Genomic DNA, 16,284 nt, shown 5'->3' on the forward strand with positions numbered 1-16,284 from the left:
CACCACTAACATTAACCAATGAGTTCAGATCAAGACCACCTCAAAGAGACCGAGACCGAGGCCCGCTTCGAGTTCAAGAAGGAGGAGTCGTCCGCCTTCAAGACGGAGAAGGGGCTGACCGAGGAGACGATCCGCGTCATCTCGGAAGACAAAGACGAACCCGAGTGGATGCTGGAGCGCCGGCTCCGCGCCCTCAAGCAGTTCCAGCAGATGCCGATGCCGACGGATTGGCCCGGCCAGCCGGACCTGTCCGAGGTCGACATCGCCGACATCGTCCCGTACATCCGCCCGGACATCGAGACGCGCGGCGGCGCGGAAGACTGGGACGACCTCCCGGAAGAGATTCGCGACACCTTCGACAAGCTCGGCATTCCGGAAGCAGAGCGCAACGCCCTCTCCGGCGTCGGTGCACAGTACGAGTCCGAGATTGTGTACCAGAACATGCAAGAGCAGTGGGAGGAGAAGGGCGTCGTCTTCTGTGACATGGACAAGGCCGTCCAGGAGCACGAAGAGCTCGTCAAGGAGTACTTCATGACGAAGAACGTCCCCGCCAGCGACAACAAGTTCGCCGCGCTCCACGGCGCAATCTGGTCGGGGGGCTCGTTCGTCTACGTCCCGGAAGACGTGACGGTGCAGATGCCGATTCAGGCGTACTTCCGCATGAACTCTGAGGGGATGGGCCAGTTCGAGCACACGCTCATCATCGCCGAGGAGAACTCCGAGGTCCACTACATCGAGGGCTGTTCGGCACCCAAATACAGCCACTTCAATCTCCACTCCGGCGGCGTCGAGGTGTTCGTCGGCGAGGGAGCACACGTCCAGTACTCCACGGTGCAAAACTGGTCGAAGAACACGTACAACCTCAACACCAAGCGCGCCATCGTCGAGAAGGACGGGACGATGGAGTGGGTCTCCGGCTCCATGGGGTCGAAGGCGACAATGCTGTACCCGTCGTCCGTGCTGAAGGGTCCGGGCGCGACCGACAACCACATCACCATCGCCTTCGCGGGCGAGGGGCAGAACATCGACACCGGCGCGAAGGTGTACCACAACGCGCCGAACACGAAATCCACCATCGAGTCGAAGTCCATCTCGAAGGACGGCGGCCGGACGAACTACCGCGGTCTCGTCCACATCGCCGACGGCGCGGAGAACTCCTCCACGTCCGTCGAGTGTGACGCCCTGATGTTCGACAACGAGTCGACCTCCGACACGATGCCGTACATGGAGATTCAGGAGTCGAAGGTCGACGTGGCCCACGAGGCGACCGTCGGCAAAATCGGCGACGAGGACGTGTTCTACCTCCAGTCGCGCGGTCTCGACGACGACGACGCAAAGCAGATGATCGTCGCCGGCTTCATCGAGCCGATTACGGAGGAACTCCCCATCGAGTACGCCGTCGAACTGAACCGACTCATCGAACTCGAGATGGAGGGATCGCTCGGATGAGCACGCAGGTACACGCCTCAGTCGACGAGGCGACGGTCCGCCAGCTCTCCGAGGAACTCGGCGAGCCGGAGTGGCTGCTGGAGACGCGACTCGACGCGCTCGATGCGCTCTCCGAGCTTGATTTCCCGGACGTCATCCAGACGCCGGGGCGGCTGTGGACGGACCTCTCGGACCTCGATTACGATTCGCTCGTCGACCCGCTCAACGCGGCCGAGGAGAAAGATCAGGTCGGTCCCGACGACGTCGAGGTGCTCTCCTTCGCGGAGGCCGTCGACGAACACGAGGACCTGCTCAAGGAACACTTCGGCTCCGTCGTCGACCCGCAGACGAACTACCTAACCGCGCTCTCGACGGCGCTGTTCTCGACGGGGACGGTCGTTCACGTCCCCGAGAAGGTCGACGCGGAGGACGTGAAGGTCCGCACAACGATGAACAGCCGCTCGCTGTTCAACTACACGCTCGTCGTCGCCGAGGAGTCGTCGTCCGTGACGCTGCTCGAACGACAGGATAGCGCGGAGCTACGCTCCGCGGACCGTTCGAGCGGGCAGAGCCCGCGAGAAGAGACGGGCGACGACGTGGAGGGCAACCGCTACTACAGCGGGCTCGTCGAGGTATCGGCGGGCGAGAACGCGTACGTCCAGTACGGCTCGCTCCAGAACCTCGACCAGACGACGTACAACTACCAGCTGAAGGAGGGCGTCGCCGACACCTACGGACAGGTGGACTTCATCGACTGTAACGCCGGCTCCCGACTGTCGAAGTCGAGCGTCGAGACGCACCTCGAGGGCGACAGCTCCGAGACGAAGATCGTCGGCGCCTTCTACGGCCACGAGGACCAGCACTTCGACATCGACGCGCGGGTCTGGCACCGCAACGAGAACACGACGGCCGACCTCGTGACGCGTGGCGTCATCGACGACGAGGCGCGCTCCGTCTACGAGGGCGTCCAGGACGTCGGTCGCGACGCGTGGAACACCTCCTCGTACCAGCGGGAGAACACGCTGATGCTCTCCGACGAGAGCGAGGCCGACGCGTCTCCGAAGCTCATCATCAACAACCACGACACCGAGGCCTCCCACTCCGCGACGGTGGGCCAGGTGGACGACGAGGACATGTTCTACATGGCCTCGCGTGCCGTGCCGGAACGGACGGCCAAGAACATGCTCGTCGAGGGGTTCTACGTCCCCGTCCTCGAGGAAATCGAGGTCGACGAGCTGCGCGACGACTTCCGGGCGCTCGTCCGCGAGCGTCTCGCGAACCGAGAGTAACGCGTTCCGGTTGCTCGTGGGGACACGATCTCACGGCGGCTCGGACCGCGCGTGATTTCCTGCTTCTCTCTCGATTTTTGCACGCACAGCGACCGGCGTCGCCGAACTGTGTGGGCCTGCCACACAGGTGGAAGGGCTTATTGTGACGCCTCTCTCACCTGCCAGTATGTACGAGGTATCGTTGTCGGGGGCAGACGGGCGACGGAGGGACCGGCGGTGAGTCTCTCCTATCCGGTCGCCAACGACCACCAGCTCGCGCGGCTCCTCCAGATTGGGATGGTGTTAGAGGAAGTCATCGAGGCGCGGGCGGGGAAACACTACGAAACGCTCGGCGAGGACGAGCGCGACGAGGAGGTCGAGACGCTGCTCGAACACGCGGCGACCGAGTCGGCACGCCACCGCGGGGAACTCGAAGCGCTCATCGACGCGCTCGACGCCGACCCCGTCGCCTACGAGGAGATCGAACAGCTCGTTGCGGCCCGCTACGAGTCGGACACCGACACCGACGGCGTGTTGTACGACCAGCTCGCTAACGAGGAGACCGCCTACAAGTTCTACGACGACCTCATCGAGGCAATCGAGGGGTCGAGCGTGGAGTTCACGATCGAGCGCGAGACGCTGCTCGACACCCTCCGAGAGATTCGCGCGGACGAGAAAGCCGGCGTCGAAGACGTGACCCAACTGATGGAGACACGATGAACACACAGCGACAGTATCTCAAAGCGGTGTATCTGATTCAAGAAGCGACCGACGGCCCGGCCTCGACGGGGGCGATTGCCGACACCGTCGACGTGTCGCCGGCCAGCGCGAACGAGATGATTGGCAAGCTCCAGGAGCGCGGCCTTGCCGACCACGAGAAGTACAAGGGTGTCTCGCTCACCGACGAGGGCATCATGCGAGCGCGGGAAGCTCTCGAAACGTACTGTATCATCGAGCGGTTCCTCGTCGAGGTGCTCGAAGTCGAGGAGGACGCCTTCCGCGGGGAGGCCAAGCAACTGGAGTCGGTCATCGATGATACGGTCGCCGACCGTCTGGACACGATCATCGACCGCGCCGAGCAGTGTCCCGACTGCTTCGACGCCGACGCCGACATGTGCTCGCTGCTCGAATCCGAACTGCCGAGTTCGGAAGCCGCCGACTGACATCCTTCGTCCCTGCACACAGCGCAGACTGTCCAGTTGACATATGCCAAATTCCGAGTGCCCGACATGTAATCGCTCGCTCGCAACAGAACAAGGTATGCGTCAACACCACACGAAAGTGCACGGGACCCCACTTCCCAACCGGACGTGCGAGAGCTGCCGTGACCGATTTTACGACCCGAAGTCACGCCGCACGTACTGTAAGTCGTGCTACACTGGCAGGGGACAACAGAACGGGAACTGGAAGGACGCAAAAACCGAAGCGACCTGTCGCAACTGTGAGTCAACGTTCGAATACTACCCGTCGGAGAAAACTGGCGTGTTCTGTGGTGACTGTGTAGAAAACACCGAATCATTTCTGGGAACACCATCTCACGAGCTACGCCGTGCGCCACGGAAATCGTTCAGTTGTGAACAGTGTGGCGACTCGTTCGAACTGCTGGCGTCCGCTGTCGACGGGGCGATGAACCGCGGTCGGTTCTGTTCTCACGACTGTCGGTCTACGTGGCTGTCACAGAACCGAACTGGACCAGCACACCATCAGTGGGTGGCTGAGGAAGGGAGTTACAGCGGAGCGTGGTGGCAGGTTCGGTCCCGTGCGCTTGAACGCGACGAACACACCTGTCAACACTGCGGTGCTGGAGTAGAGGAACTCGGGCAAAACCCAGACGTTCACCACATCACACCGGTCCGGACTTTTGAGGACCCAGACGATGCTCACCACCTCGATAACGTCGTCTGTCTCTGTCGAACGTGTCACCCGAAAGTGGAAGCCGGTTCGCTTCCCTGCCCCGAGATTTAACAGAAGACTATAGTACGAGAGGCAGTTACCCCAGAATGTAGTCCCGTGGTGTAGTGGCCAATCATAGCGGCCTTTGGATGTGCTCAGTGTGGACTGACACAGGAGAAAGCCGTTGACGGCAGTTCGAATCTGCCCGGGACTATCACTCCACCTCGAAGCGAATCCGCTCTTCCCCCGCGCCGGCGCTTTCTCGCTCCGTAATCTCCACTGCACCGATGTCACCCGTCTGTTCGACGTGCGTTCCCGCACAGGCCGTGCGGTCGAAGATACCGTCTTCTCCGTCGATTTCGACGATTCTGAGCTCGGTTATCGACTCGGGAAGGAGTTCGATGCGGGTGCGTTCCGGGTCGAGTTCGGATTCTGCCGTCTCGCGGTCGAGAGTGTACCACCGAACGCCGCGGTCGGCCTCGACGTGCGCGTTCATCTGAGCTTCGATGTCCGCGAGGTCGGTCTCGTCGAATCGGTCGTAGGCCGCATCGAGTCGGGCGTAGTCGGTGTAAATCTGATTGCCGCGGGTCGGGGCGTCGTACTCGTCGAGCAGTATCGCCGAAAGGAGATGCTGGGCGGTGTGGTATCGCGTTAGCGTGTCTCGCCGCTCGGCGTCGATGGCTCCGGTGACGACCGCACCTTCGGCGGGTGGCTCGCCGGTGACCCGGTGGTAGATAGTATCTGACTTCTGTACGTCGGTGACGGTCCACTCGCGGTCGTCGGTCGCGAGCGTACCGTGGTCTGCCGGCTGGCCGCCGCCCTCCGGATAGAAGTGCGTCCGGTCGAGGACGACTCGGTCGTCGAGGCTGCGTTCGACGGTCGCCTCGAAGCGGCGCGTGTCCGAGGAATCGAGATACAGCGCGTCGGTCATACCGGAACACGGGGCGCGACGGGTATCAAGCCTGTCGTAACGCTGAATAGACGCACTCGCCTGTGTACAGGTAAGATGATTATCGTCCGCTCTATTCGACGTTTCAGAGGTGACCGGGATGGGTGTTGAGATACAGGAAAACCCCGTCACGGACGAGGAGTTCGAGGAGATGGCCGGATTCGTGCACGATTATCTCGCGGCGTCGGTCGAGACCGAACAGGAGGGCGGACGGATGCGCTGGTACCCGTGGCACTCCGCCGAGTACCGGTTCAACCACATCCGCAACGTGACGAGCATCGCCCGCCACATTGCCCGCGAGGAGGGCGCAAACGAGGACGTGACCCGCGTCGCGGCCATCTTCCACGACGTTGCGAAGCTGGAGGCCGACCAGGACGAACACGCCGAGGTCGGCGCGAACATCGCCCGGCAGTATCTGGAGTCGCACGGCGACTACCCCGACTCGTTCATCGACCAGGTGTGTGGCGCGGTTCGCGACCACTCGTTCCAGGGAGACCTGCGCGACGTGCCACTGGAGGCGCGGTGTCTGATGGAGGCCGACCTGCTCGATAAGGTCGGTGCGAACGGGACGATGCTGATGTTGCTCCGGATGGGGTACGAGGCCCGAACGCACATGGACGCCAACGAGATGGTTGGCCGCGTGCTCGAACGCGGTGAGGACGCCGTCGCGCGCATCGTCTCCGACACTGCCGAGTCGATCGCTCACCAGCGGCTCAAGCGCGTCCGGTGGTTCAAGGAGTGGCTCGAAGCCGAAATCGCTGAGATGGAGCGCATCGAGACGCCCATCGACGGCTAAATCAGTCCGAGCGTCGCGGTGCCGTCGTAGAGGAAGTAACAGCCGAACCCGGCAAGCACCGCGGCCGAGAGATACGCGACGACCGGCGCGAGCGCGTCGATGCGTGCCTTCGCCGCCGCGAGCGCGGCCGGAAACGCCGTCACCCAGAGACCGATACCCGCAAACAGTCCGACGAGCAGCGCGGGCGACCCCGTCTCGACGACGAGAACGCCCGCGAGCGACGCCGACGCCTCCGCGAGCACGTCGATGCGTCCAGGTTCGAGTAGCCCGACGCCGACCGTGAGCCAGAAGACGATCTGGTAGGGGTTCGTCAACGCGAGGACGAACGCCTTCTGGAAGCCTTTCCCTTCTGCCGGTGCCGTCTCACCAGTGTAGGTATCCTGTACGTCCTCGATTGCGCCGTAGGCGTAATACAGCATGAGACACCCCCCGACGAGAACCATCACCCCTCGAAGCCGCTGGAACTGCTCGATGAACGTGACGACGCCGAACAGAGCGAGCAGGAAGAAGACGAAGTCGGCGGTCGCCGCGCCGAGTCCCGCGCGTGCGCCGGCGAGTCGCCCACGGACGACGGCCTCCTCGGCGATGACGGCGTTCATCGGGCCGGGCGGCGCAGCGAGCGCCAGACCGAACACCATCCCGGCGAGCAGCGAGACGACGGTGTCTATCACGACGGGTCGAATGACGACAGCAGTAAAAACAGTTCGTATCTGCGTCAGTACTTCGCTTCCGCGCCGGTCTTCGCGTACACGTCGTCCATGATGGCGTCGCGTTCGGCCCGCCACGACGCGATACCGGCCGGCGAGTCGGGGTACGACTCGTAGTGGTCGAGCAGCCGGTCGGCGAGTCCCTTCGTCTGGTAGAGGTCGTAGACGGTGTCGAGGTGGCCGCGTGCCTTCCAGGCGGTCTTGATCGCGAGGGGAATCGACATTCCCGACGAACCGGAGTAGAGGGCGTTCGCAATCTGCTCGCCGGGAATGACGCCGGCGAGGGCGGTCAGGTCGTCGATACCGTTTGCCATCGCGAAGATGTTGTACACGTCGAGGGCCGCATACCGCGCGCCGAAGTGGTCCATCACCTTGGTGTTGTACTCCCAGAGTTCATCCTCGTCGCCGACGGCGTCGTGCTCGATGGCGTGCATCGCCTGCTCTGCGGCGTACTTGCCGGCGTAGGCGGCACCGGCGATACCACCGCCGGAAATCGGGTTGACGTGCGCGGCCGAGTCGCCGGCGGCGATGTACCCCGGCGCGGTCGCAGAATCGTAGGTCCGACGGGTCGGCAGCGCCGCGCCGAGCTTGTCTTTCACCTCTGCGCCCTCGAACTCGGGGCGCTTGCTGATGTCTTCGCGCAGATCCTGGACGAGCTTCATCGGTTCCTCGCTCATCTGGAACCCGAGTCCGACGTTGATTTCGGTCGGCGTGCGCGGGAAGTACCAGAGATAGCCGGCAGACCGCTTGGTCGGCTTGAGCACGAGCGCGTCGTCCCACTCGACCGGCTCCTCCACTTCGAGGACCTCGCGGTACGCGGAGGAGAACTGCGAGTAGCGGACGTTCGTGTCGAAGGTCGCCTCGGAGAAGTCGGCCTTGTCCTGCAGGATGGAGAGAGCCCCTGCGCCGTCGATGACCATCTCGGCCTCGTAGGTAATCGGCTCTCCCTTCCGGCGACCGGTGAAGCCGGTGACGCGGCCGTCTTCCTGTGTCACGTCCTGCACGACGGTGTCGTAGTGGAACTCGACGCCGGCGTCGGCGGCCGTTTCGAGGAGGATACGACCGTACTTGTAGCGGTCGATGACGGCCAGCTCTCCGGGAACTGGGATGTCGAGCTCGACGCCCTGACTCGGGGCCTCGAAGCGACCGTGGTCCACGTCAGTGTTGGTGAAGGCGGGTTCGAGCGCCGACTTCGGAATCGCCTCGGGGAACTTGTTTGCGCCCTTCAGGGCGTCACCACAGGCGATGTGGCCGGCCTCCTGCTCGTCTTTCCGCTCGACGATGACAGTGTCGTAGCCGGCCCGTGCGAGCGTCGTCGCGGCATAACAGCCGCTCGTGCCCGCACCGACGATTGCGACATCGGCGGTGTGCGTACTCATTATCCCTTCTGGCGACCGGACGGCTAAAACTCTTTTCAGGCGGGGCGGAACGCGTCGGTAAAGAGTTTTGAGGTAACTCGCCGTACCCCAGTTATGACCGAGTACACCGTGGAGTTCGTCGGCACCGGCGAGACGATTACCTGCTCCGAGACGGAGACCATCCTCTCGCGGTGTCTGGAGGAGGGTATCGCACAGGAGTACTCCTGTCGCGTCGGCATGTGTCTGGCCTGTACGGCCAAGATTCACGACGGTGAGGTCGAACAGACCATCGTCGAGAAGCGCGGCTTCACGGAGGAGGAAGCCGAGGAGTACGCACTCACCTGCATGGCGCGCCCGAAATCTGACCTGAAACTCGAACGCGGCGTCTACCCGCCGAGCATCGAGAACGACGCCGCGACGGGAGAGGCCGGCTCCGCGTTCGCCGACGACTAACTATCCGGATAGGCGTCGAGCCACGGATTCGCCCGCTCGAACGCCCGTGCCGTCGCGAGCAACTGTTTTTCCGTGTAGCGGTTGCCGACCAACTGCAGGCCGACCGGGAGCCCGTCGTCGGTCAGTCCCGCGGGGACGGAGACGACCGGGTGGCCGGTGACGTTGAACACCCACGGGAGCGACCAGTCGGTGAGCGTGCCGTTCGCGGGTTCGCCGGCGATCTCGGTCGGGTCGTCTTCTTCGAGCGGGAAGGGAGGCACTGCGAGCGTGGGACAGACCAGCGCGTCGTGGTCGCCGATAGCGGCTTCGATTGCCTCGTACATCGCCGTCCGGACGACGTTCTGGGCGTTGTGCTCGACGGCGTCGTGACCCTCGCCGAGCGCGATGGTCGCGAGCAGCGACGACGACACGTCGTCGGCGTGCTCGCCGGCGAGGTCGATACCGTACTCCCGCTCGACGTTCTCCGCGAGCGTGGCGAACTTCGCCGTCGCCTGCAGCGAGAACGCGTGATTCAGGTCGCCCTTCGACGGTCCGTCGACGCCGACCGTCTCGACGGTCGCTCCGTCGTTCTCGACGGCGTCGAGTGCACGCTCCACCTGCTCAGAGACGGCATCCTCGATGGTGAACAGTCCGCCGAGGTCGGAGGCGTACGCGAGTGATACGTCGGTCGTCGCCGTCTCTACTGCCGCGTGGTACCCCCCGTCCGTCGGGACCGAGAAGGGGTCGCGGTCGTCCTGTCCGGCCACCACGTCAAGCATGACCGCGAGGTCCTCGACGGTCCGTGCCATCGGTCCCGTCACGCCCGTCGGGGTGTGCGAGGAGAACGTGTCGATGCCCGAGCCGTTGGGCACGAGTCCGAACGAGGGCTTCACGCTGGCGACGTGACAACAGGAGGCCGGGACGCGCAGCGAGCCGCCCACGTCCGAGCCGGTGGCGATCGTCGCCAGTCCGTCGGCAAGCGCCGCGGCGGACCCGCCGGAGGAGCCGCCCGCGATGCGGTCGGGGGCAAAGGGCGTCCCGGTCGCGCCGACGAGCTTGTTGTCGGTCCGCGGCTTGTGACCGAACTCCGGCGTGTTCGTCTTCCCGAGGACGATAGCTCCCGCGGCTTCGAGCCGTTCGGTGATGATCGCGTCCTCGTCGGCAATGTGGTCTGCGAACGGCTTCGCACCGAACGTCGTCCGGACGCCTGCCTTGTGGGCGTAGAGGTCTTTTAGTGCGAGCGGAACGCCGTGGAGCGGACCGAGGTCCTCCCCGGCCTCGGCCGCTGTCTCGGCGCTCGCTGCGGCCTCGCGTGCCTCGTCTTCGATGACCGTCACGTAGGCGTTCGTGCGGTCGTTGCGCTCCTCGATACGGGCCAGCATCTCCTCGACCAGTGCTACCGGCGAGATGTCGCCGGCCTTCACGCCCTCGGCGATCTCCACTGCACTTCGCGTGTCCATGTCGCCCGAGTCACAGAGCGGTAACTAAGCAGTTGTGCCGGGCGAGCAGGCGGCGGCCGCCGTGGTGCGCGTGCCACGCTCGGCCCCCGGCGGGACCGGTGGTCTCGCGACCGTCGGACGCACCACGCTACTGGTCAGCGCACGGGCTGTGTGGCCGCGGTATGTAACAAAAATCTGTGTCTCGACCCGTCAGTCGTCTGCCGGTTCGGCGGCCTCGTCGAGGTCGACCGGCGGGGCCGCGGCCTCGGCGTTGTGCTCGCGGGCGCGAGCGCGGAGCTCCTCCGAGATGCCGGGGGCGGCCGACTGCTCGATGTCGCCGCCCTGTGCTTCGATGTCGTCGAGCGACATCGGGAAGGTGCGGAGGTCGTAGTGGTTCTGGATGCCACAGCGGGCACCCTCACCCATCGCGGTCGGAATCTGGTTGTGGCCCGGCGTGATGTCGCCGACGGCGAAGACGCCATCGGCGGTGGTCTTCCCGTGGTCGTCGACGGCGATGGTGCCGTCGTCGTTGAGTTCGGCCCCGAGCTTCTCGGCCAGCGCGGTGTTGTAGTCGCTGCCGTACATCGGGAAGCCGCCGCGGTACTCGCGGGTCTCCCCGTCCGCGAAGGTGAACGATTCGAGCCAGCCGTCCTCGCCTTTCTCCATCGACTCGATCTCCTCGTGGACCACGTCGACGGGGTGGGCAGCGAGCTGGCGGTCGGTCTCGTCGCTCCACTCCGGCTCGTCGCCGCGGGTGAGCAGGTCGACCTCGTCGGTGAAGTTCAGCATAATCATGGCGACCTTCGCGGCTGCCTCGCCGGTTCCCATCACGAAGACGGGCTGGTCCACGAACATGTACGCGTCACAGTGGAGACACCAGTGTAGGCCGCGTCCCGTTCGAGGGAGCGGCGGGTCCGGTCGCACGTCGGAGAAGCCGGTCGCGAGCACGACGTGTTCGGTGACGACCGAGAGGTTGCCGGCGGTCACGTCGAAGCGACCGTCTTCGCGGCGCTCGATGTCGCTCACGAAGTCCTGGTGGTAGTCGGCCCCGTACTCCTCAATCTGCTCGCGCGCGGTCTGTAGGAACTCGTTGCCACTCGTCTCCTCGGAAACCCCGATGACGTTGTGGGTGTCGAGCATCATCGCGGCACGGCCGCCTCCGCGATTGATCATCGCGGTGTCGTGGCCCAGCCGCGTCGTGTAGAGCGCCGTCGTGAGACCCGCCGGCCCGCCGCCGACGACCGTCACTTCGTACTCCGCTGTGTCGGACATACAGTACGTACGTCTGGGGGAACCATAACTTCAATGTGAGTCGGCGGTAACCGACTGTCTCTCGAATCTGTTAGCTACGAACCCGCTGATTTCGCGGGGTAGCGGGGTTCACGCGCTCGTCCGACGTGTCTACTGTCAGAAAGATTTACAAGCCGAGAGATTATATGTACATAGTCCGTACTGTAGGGTAGACCCAGCATGAAGGAGCAGGGACCCACATTACTGGCTTATCGGGGGAATCAACGATGAACAGTCGCGTATTCCGACTTCATTCCACGCTCGAACTGCCGTTGGATGACGTCCACGAGTTCTTCGAGGAAACCGACCTTCCGGTCGAAATCGAGGACATCGAGATTACTCGTCGAAACAACACTCTCATTGTCAAGGCCGTCTCCGCCGAGGACAATATCTCCAAGTACACGCCAACTGCCCAGCTGAAAGCCAGCATCGCTGAAAATCGCGTGTACGAAAACGAGGACGGCGAGTGGGTCGAGGAGCCGCCCGAGGAGGCACAGCCCGGCTTCGGTGGCGGAAGCAGTAGCAGCAGTAGCAGCAGCGGCGACAGCCCCTCTTGGGGGTCGCTCGCTCAAGCAGAGGAGGAAGAGGAGCCGGAAATCAACTCCAAACTCCGCGAGTACGCCTGCTTCAAGGGCGACCGCGAGACCGTGCTCCAGAACACAGCGCTCCAGTACCCGATGTTCGAGGTGCTGTGTGACCTTGCCCGCTACGCCGAGCGTGGTGAACTGACGGCCATCGCCGCCGTCGACGACACGCTCGAAGCCCACCGCATCGTCGAGGGCGAAGACCGCGCCGCGACCATCGAAATCGTCGAGGACCCGCGCGAGCGCGAGGCCGAAAACACGGTGCAGTGGCGCGACAACAAGTTCATCAACTGAACCGCTCCCTTCTCCGATTTTTCACGCTCCCCGACAGCGCCGGAACCGTCGTAACCCGAAAGAGGTTTTTGCCTCTAATTAGATGTAATTACCAGGATGACAGAGTTTCCGGAGTACCTGAACGTCGATTACACCGACGGCGAAGGCGAGGACCCAGAGGATTACCCGAACATCGAAGACAAGCTCCAGAAGGCGCTCGACGTGGTCGAGACGGGCCTGCGCGAGTACGAGAACCCGGCCGTGATGTGGACCGGCGGCAAAGACTCCACGCTCACGCTCTACTTCGTGAAGGAGGTCGTCGAGCAGTACGACGACATCGAGATGCCGCCCGCGGTGTTCATCGACCACTTCCAGCACTTCGATGAACTCATCGAGTTCGCCGAGCGGTGGGCAGACCGGTGGGACATCGACCTGAAGTACGCCCGCAACGACGACGTGGGCAACTACGTCGACGCCAACGGGCTCACGCCCGGCGACGACATCCCGGTCGATGAGCTCTCCGAGCACAACCAACACCACATCCGCAACATCCTCGAGTACGAGGAGGACACGTTCCCGTTCCTGCTGGACACCTACGTCGGCAACCACCTCCTCAAGACGGTCGCGCTGAACGACACGCTCGAATCCGAGGGTATCGACGGCATTATCTCGGGCATCCGCTGGGACGAACAGGACGCCCGCGCGGACGAGACGTTCTTCTCGCCGCGCCACGACCCGGACATCTACCCGCCCCACGACCGCATCCAGCCCATCCTGCAGTTCAAGGAAGCCGACGTGTGGCAGGCGTTCTGGTACTTCGTCGTCCCCGAGACGGTCGACGGCTACCCGGACGACGGCTACGTGCCCCAGAGCTTCGACGACCTCCCGAACGACCTCACCCACGAGGATATCCCGGTGTCGCCGAAGTACTTCGCGGGCTTCCGCTCGCTCGGCTCCGAGATCTCGACCGACAAGTCCGCCGAGGAGCCGGCGTGGCTCCAGGACATGGAGAACACGACCGAGCGCGCAGGCCGCGCACAGGACAAAGAGGACCTGATGGGCCGGCTGCGCGACCTCGGCTACATGTAAAACGCGGGCAGTCAGCTTCTCAGTTCTGTTTCCGACCGGATATCGACGGCCTCAGAGGCCGCTCGCGCGGTTTTCGCCCAGCTTCACGCCCAGTATCAGACAGATTGCACCGAACACCAGCATGGACGGGCCGACCATCATCAGGATGGTCGACGTCCCCATCGGAATCGGCGCGAGAATCAGGGCGAGCAGCGCCACAACCACCAGTCCGATGAACAGTCCGCCAGTCGTCGTCTCGTTGAACTCCATACGCGACGATGGGGGCGCTCGGGCAAAAGTCGTTTGCGCGCGGGTCACTCCTCGGTCGGGCGAACGACGTTCGCGAGCGTGACGACGACACCGAAGAGCCACCCCAGCGGCACCGCGATACCGAACCACATGATGACGTACGCGACCCCTTCGAGGTCGTACGACGCGCGAAGCGTCTCCGCCAGTGCCGGCGGCGCGACGTTATCGAGGAAGTACACCGCGAGGTCGAAGCTCCCCGGGAGCACGGCGTCGGCGACCGTCGGCGAGTACAGCGCCGCGACGACCGGCGGGAGAAACAGCGCGGTCATCGCGAACGGGTAGCCGAGCAGGACGGTGACGAATCGCCCGCCGAGCCTGCGGAAGGCGAGCGCGAGCAGGCTCGCGAACACGGCAGTGACGGAGGCGGCCGCGACGGCGTAAAATCCCTCGGCGGTCGCGCCGAACTGGACGCGGGCGGCGGCCGTCAGCCCGCCCCACAGGAGCAGCGAGAGCAGCAGTATCCCGACGCCGCCGACCCTTGCGACGCCGCTGTCGAGTCGCGTCGCGTGAAACCGCACCGCGAAGCCGGCGAGAACGAAGGGGTAGATGAACGCGACGAGCGGGACGCCGAGCAGCGACCAGAGCCGGTACTTCAGCTTGTCACCCGTCGTCGTCGGCTGCCACTTGCCGAGCACGGAGTGTTTCCGCCCGCGCTGGCGGGGAAACACGAGCTGCATCCACGACTCGTGGAGCGCGATGATGTCGACCTTCAGCCCGTGGAGGATGCCCTCGCGCTCGCGGGGTTGCTCGGCTGCCATACCGGTGTCTCTCACCCGGCGACCGTCAACGTTGCGACCTTCAGCCCAGCCGCTCGATAGTACCCACGAGCGTGTCGATACCGATGGGGATGGTCTCTTCTTCCACGTCGAACGTCGCGGTGTGGTGACCGCCGGGGTGGGAGGTGCCGATACAGACGTAGCAGGCGTCGCCGCCGTTGTCCTGGACGTACTGCATCAGGTAGGTCGCGTCCTCGCTGCCCCCGAGGTCGCCGCGGCGGACGAGCGACTCGACGCTATCGACGGTGCCGGCGGCCTCGGCGACGAGGTCGACGAGCGACTCGTCGCTGGTCGCGCTCGGCGCGTCACCGACCACGTTCACGTCGACTTCACAGCCGTACGCCTGCGCGGACCCTTCGAGCGCGTCCATCGCCCGCTCGTGGACGAACTCCTTCAGCTCGGTCGTCTCGCCGCGCACCTCGATTTCCATCGTCGCCGACTCGGGGATGATGTTCGAGGCCGTCCCGCCCTCGACGCGGCCGGCGTTGACGCGGGTCGCGCCGTCGGAGTGGCGCGGAATCCCGTAGAGGCCTTGCACGGCTGCGGCCATCGCCTGTACGGCGTTGCGTCCTTCCTCGGGCTTCGCGCCGGCGTGGCCCGGATGACCCGTGAACTCGGCGTGGAGCTGCGCGACCGCGAGGAACCCGTCGATACCCGCGACGACCTCGCCAGTCGGGTAATCGAGCCCGACGTGGAGCGCGAGCATGTGGTCCACGTCGTCGAGGTGGCCGGACTCGGCCATCGCCTTCCCGCCGCCGACGACCTCCTCTGCCGGCTGGAACAGAATCTTGAACGTGCCCGCGAAGTCGGACTCCTTCACGCGTTCGAGGATGCCTAACCCGATCGTCGCGTGGGCGTCGTGGCCGCAGGCGTGCATGTGACCCTCGTTGTCCGAGCGGAACCCCTCCGCGGTCGGCAGATGCTCCGAGCGCTCGGACTCCTTTTGCGGGAGCGCGTCGATATCGACCCGGAGCGCGACGGTCGGTCCCTCACCTTTCTTGAGAACGGCAACTGCACCGGTGTGGCCACCTTCCGCGGCCGCCAGTACGTCCTCGCGGGCACCCTTCTTGCGGGCGCGCTCTCGCCACGACTCGATTTCCTCGGCGTCGGGGACGGCCATCCGCGCCTCGCTCTTGAGGGCGTCGCGGCCGAGATACAGTTCGTCGACGCCGATGCGTTCGAGTTCGTCGACGATGCGGGAGGTGGTGTAGAACTCGCGCCAGGCCGGCTCCGGATACTGGTGGAGGTCACGCCGGAAGGCGACGAGTGCGTCGCGAGTTGTCAGGCTCATACCCTCACTCAACGTGCGACCGTCAAAAGTCTCGCCGTCAGGTGCCGACGCCGCTCCGCTGTTCGACGTTCGCCTCGACGTGGATGCTCTCGGGGTACTCGTCGCCGGCCACCTCGCGGGCGAACTGGTCGTGGTCGTGAATCTCGATGTCGCGGGTGTAGACGCTGAACTTCCACGGCTCGAACCCGTCGCCCGGCTTGAGTCGCTTGTACTGGGGCGCGGACACCTCCGTCGCGGGGTGGGGGTGTGGTCCCTTCAGCTGGACGCCCTTGTGGGCGGCGCGCTCCTTGATGTCGTTGACCACGCGGTCCAGCACCTCGCGGTCCCCGCTCTCGAAGGAGAGCTTCGTGACGAATGGCATACCCGGTCGTTCGTCGGCACGGGGAAAAACGCGCCGTTCGACCGCTGGCCCCGCGCTGATGG

Annotated in this window: 18 protein-coding genes and 1 tRNA gene; 10 read left to right on the top strand and 9 right to left on the bottom strand. The window is 64.5% G+C overall.

All coding sequences use genetic code 11. The features are described from left to right. Positions 1 to 18: 18 nt before the first annotated feature. The 6 genes from sufB to DM818_RS11555 all read left to right on the top strand — a co-directional run bounded on the left by sufB (position 19) and on the right by DM818_RS11555 (position 4,803). Positions 19 to 1,449, top strand: coding sequence for a Fe-S cluster assembly protein SufB (sufB, locus tag DM818_RS11530; protein WP_075936586.1), 1,431 nt, complete (start codon positions 19 to 21; stop codon positions 1,447 to 1,449). After that, on the top strand, positions 1,446 to 2,717 hold the full coding sequence (sufD, locus tag DM818_RS11535; RefSeq protein ID WP_075936585.1) for a Fe-S cluster assembly protein SufD: 1,272 nt from the start codon (positions 1,446 to 1,448) through the stop codon (positions 2,715 to 2,717). The genes sufB and sufD overlap by 4 nt, the downstream gene beginning before the upstream one ends. Before the next feature lie 216 nt (positions 2,718 to 2,933). Next, entirely contained in the window at positions 2,934 to 3,416 is a 483-nt protein-coding gene (locus DM818_RS11540) for a rubrerythrin (protein WP_075936584.1), read from the top strand. Then, positions 3,413 to 3,859 (top strand): metal-dependent transcriptional regulator, encoded by a 447-nt coding sequence (locus DM818_RS11545; RefSeq protein WP_075936583.1) that lies wholly within the window; start codon positions 3,413 to 3,415, stop codon positions 3,857 to 3,859. The genes DM818_RS11540 and DM818_RS11545 overlap by 4 nt, the downstream gene beginning before the upstream one ends. A gap of 463 nt (positions 3,860 to 4,322) precedes the next feature. Then, positions 4,323 to 4,661: an HNH endonuclease gene (locus DM818_RS15195; RefSeq protein WP_233571998.1), complete on the top strand. Its 339-nt coding sequence runs from the start codon at positions 4,323 to 4,325 to the stop codon at positions 4,659 to 4,661. Positions 4,662 to 4,700: 39 nt separating this feature from the next. Beyond that, positions 4,701 to 4,803 (top strand) — tRNA-Gln (locus DM818_RS11555). Here the strand turns inward: DM818_RS11555 and DM818_RS11560 are convergent. Continuing rightward, positions 4,804 to 5,520 (bottom strand): alanyl-tRNA editing protein, encoded by a 717-nt coding sequence (locus DM818_RS11560; RefSeq protein ID WP_075936582.1) that lies wholly within the window; start codon positions 5,518 to 5,520, stop codon positions 4,804 to 4,806. A gap of 118 nt (positions 5,521 to 5,638) precedes the next feature. On the opposite strand from DM818_RS11560, the gene DM818_RS11565 reads away from it, so the two are divergent. Then, positions 5,639 to 6,334: an HD domain-containing protein gene (locus DM818_RS11565; protein ID WP_075936581.1), complete on the top strand. Its 696-nt coding sequence runs from the start codon at positions 5,639 to 5,641 to the stop codon at positions 6,332 to 6,334. Here DM818_RS11565 and DM818_RS11570 read toward each other — a convergent pair. Then, entirely contained in the window at positions 6,331 to 7,002 is a 672-nt protein-coding gene (locus DM818_RS11570) for a LysE family translocator (RefSeq protein ID WP_075938397.1), read from the bottom strand. The genes DM818_RS11565 and DM818_RS11570 overlap by 4 nt on opposite strands. Positions 7,003 to 7,049: 47 nt before the next feature. Then, complete coding sequence (locus DM818_RS11575) at positions 7,050 to 8,420, bottom strand: geranylgeranyl reductase family protein (RefSeq protein WP_075936580.1); 1,371 nt, start codon at positions 8,418 to 8,420, stop codon at positions 7,050 to 7,052. Positions 8,421 to 8,513: 93 nt separating this feature from the next. Between DM818_RS11575 and DM818_RS11580 the strand changes: the two genes are divergently transcribed. Further along, positions 8,514 to 8,852, top strand: coding sequence for a 2Fe-2S iron-sulfur cluster-binding protein (locus DM818_RS11580; RefSeq protein WP_075936579.1), 339 nt, complete (start codon positions 8,514 to 8,516; stop codon positions 8,850 to 8,852). Here DM818_RS11580 and DM818_RS11585 read toward each other — a convergent pair. Together DM818_RS11585 and DM818_RS11590 are read right to left on the bottom strand one after the other, a co-directional pair. Further along, entirely contained in the window at positions 8,849 to 10,291 is a 1,443-nt protein-coding gene (locus DM818_RS11585) for an amidase (protein WP_123124157.1), read from the bottom strand. The genes DM818_RS11580 and DM818_RS11585 overlap by 4 nt on opposite strands. Before the next feature lie 189 nt (positions 10,292 to 10,480). Then, positions 10,481 to 11,542, bottom strand: coding sequence for an NAD(P)/FAD-dependent oxidoreductase (locus tag DM818_RS11590; protein ID WP_123124156.1), 1,062 nt, complete (start codon positions 11,540 to 11,542; stop codon positions 10,481 to 10,483). A gap of 245 nt (positions 11,543 to 11,787) precedes the next feature. On the opposite strand from DM818_RS11590, the gene DM818_RS11595 reads away from it, so the two are divergent. Both DM818_RS11595 and DM818_RS11600 read left to right on the top strand, forming a co-directional pair. After that, a complete protein-coding gene (locus DM818_RS11595) occupies positions 11,788 to 12,438 on the top strand; it encodes a DUF7110 family protein (RefSeq protein ID WP_123124155.1) in 651 nt (216 codons plus the stop codon). Between the two features lie 96 nt (positions 12,439 to 12,534). After that, a complete protein-coding gene (locus tag DM818_RS11600; protein WP_075936575.1) occupies positions 12,535 to 13,506 on the top strand; it encodes a phosphoadenosine phosphosulfate reductase family protein in 972 nt (323 codons plus the stop codon). A 51-nt stretch (positions 13,507 to 13,557) separates the two neighbouring features. Here DM818_RS11600 and DM818_RS11605 read toward each other — a convergent pair whose 3' ends face one another. The 4 genes from DM818_RS11605 to DM818_RS11620 are packed head-to-tail and all read right to left on the bottom strand — an operon-like array spanning position 13,558 to position 16,222. Next, on the bottom strand, positions 13,558 to 13,755 hold the full coding sequence (locus DM818_RS11605; protein WP_123124154.1) for a DUF7333 family protein: 198 nt from the start codon (positions 13,753 to 13,755) through the stop codon (positions 13,558 to 13,560). 44 nt (positions 13,756 to 13,799) lie between these two features. Beyond that, positions 13,800 to 14,552: a hypothetical protein gene (locus tag DM818_RS11610; RefSeq protein ID WP_075936573.1), complete on the bottom strand. Its 753-nt coding sequence runs from the start codon at positions 14,550 to 14,552 to the stop codon at positions 13,800 to 13,802. A 40-nt stretch (positions 14,553 to 14,592) separates the two neighbouring features. After that, positions 14,593 to 15,861: an amidohydrolase gene (locus DM818_RS11615; protein WP_075936572.1), complete on the bottom strand. Its 1,269-nt coding sequence runs from the start codon at positions 15,859 to 15,861 to the stop codon at positions 14,593 to 14,595. A gap of 37 nt (positions 15,862 to 15,898) precedes the next feature. Then, positions 15,899 to 16,222 carry an uS10/mL48 family ribosomal protein gene (locus DM818_RS11620; protein ID WP_075936571.1) on the bottom strand — a complete coding sequence of 108 codons (324 nt, stop codon included), beginning with the start codon at positions 16,220 to 16,222 and terminating at the stop codon, positions 15,899 to 15,901. Between the last annotated feature and the right edge of the window lie 62 nt (positions 16,223 to 16,284).

Source organism: Halosegnis longus (assembly GCF_009663395.1).
Lineage (GTDB): Archaea > Halobacteriota > Halobacteria > Halobacteriales > Haloarculaceae > Halosegnis > Halosegnis longus.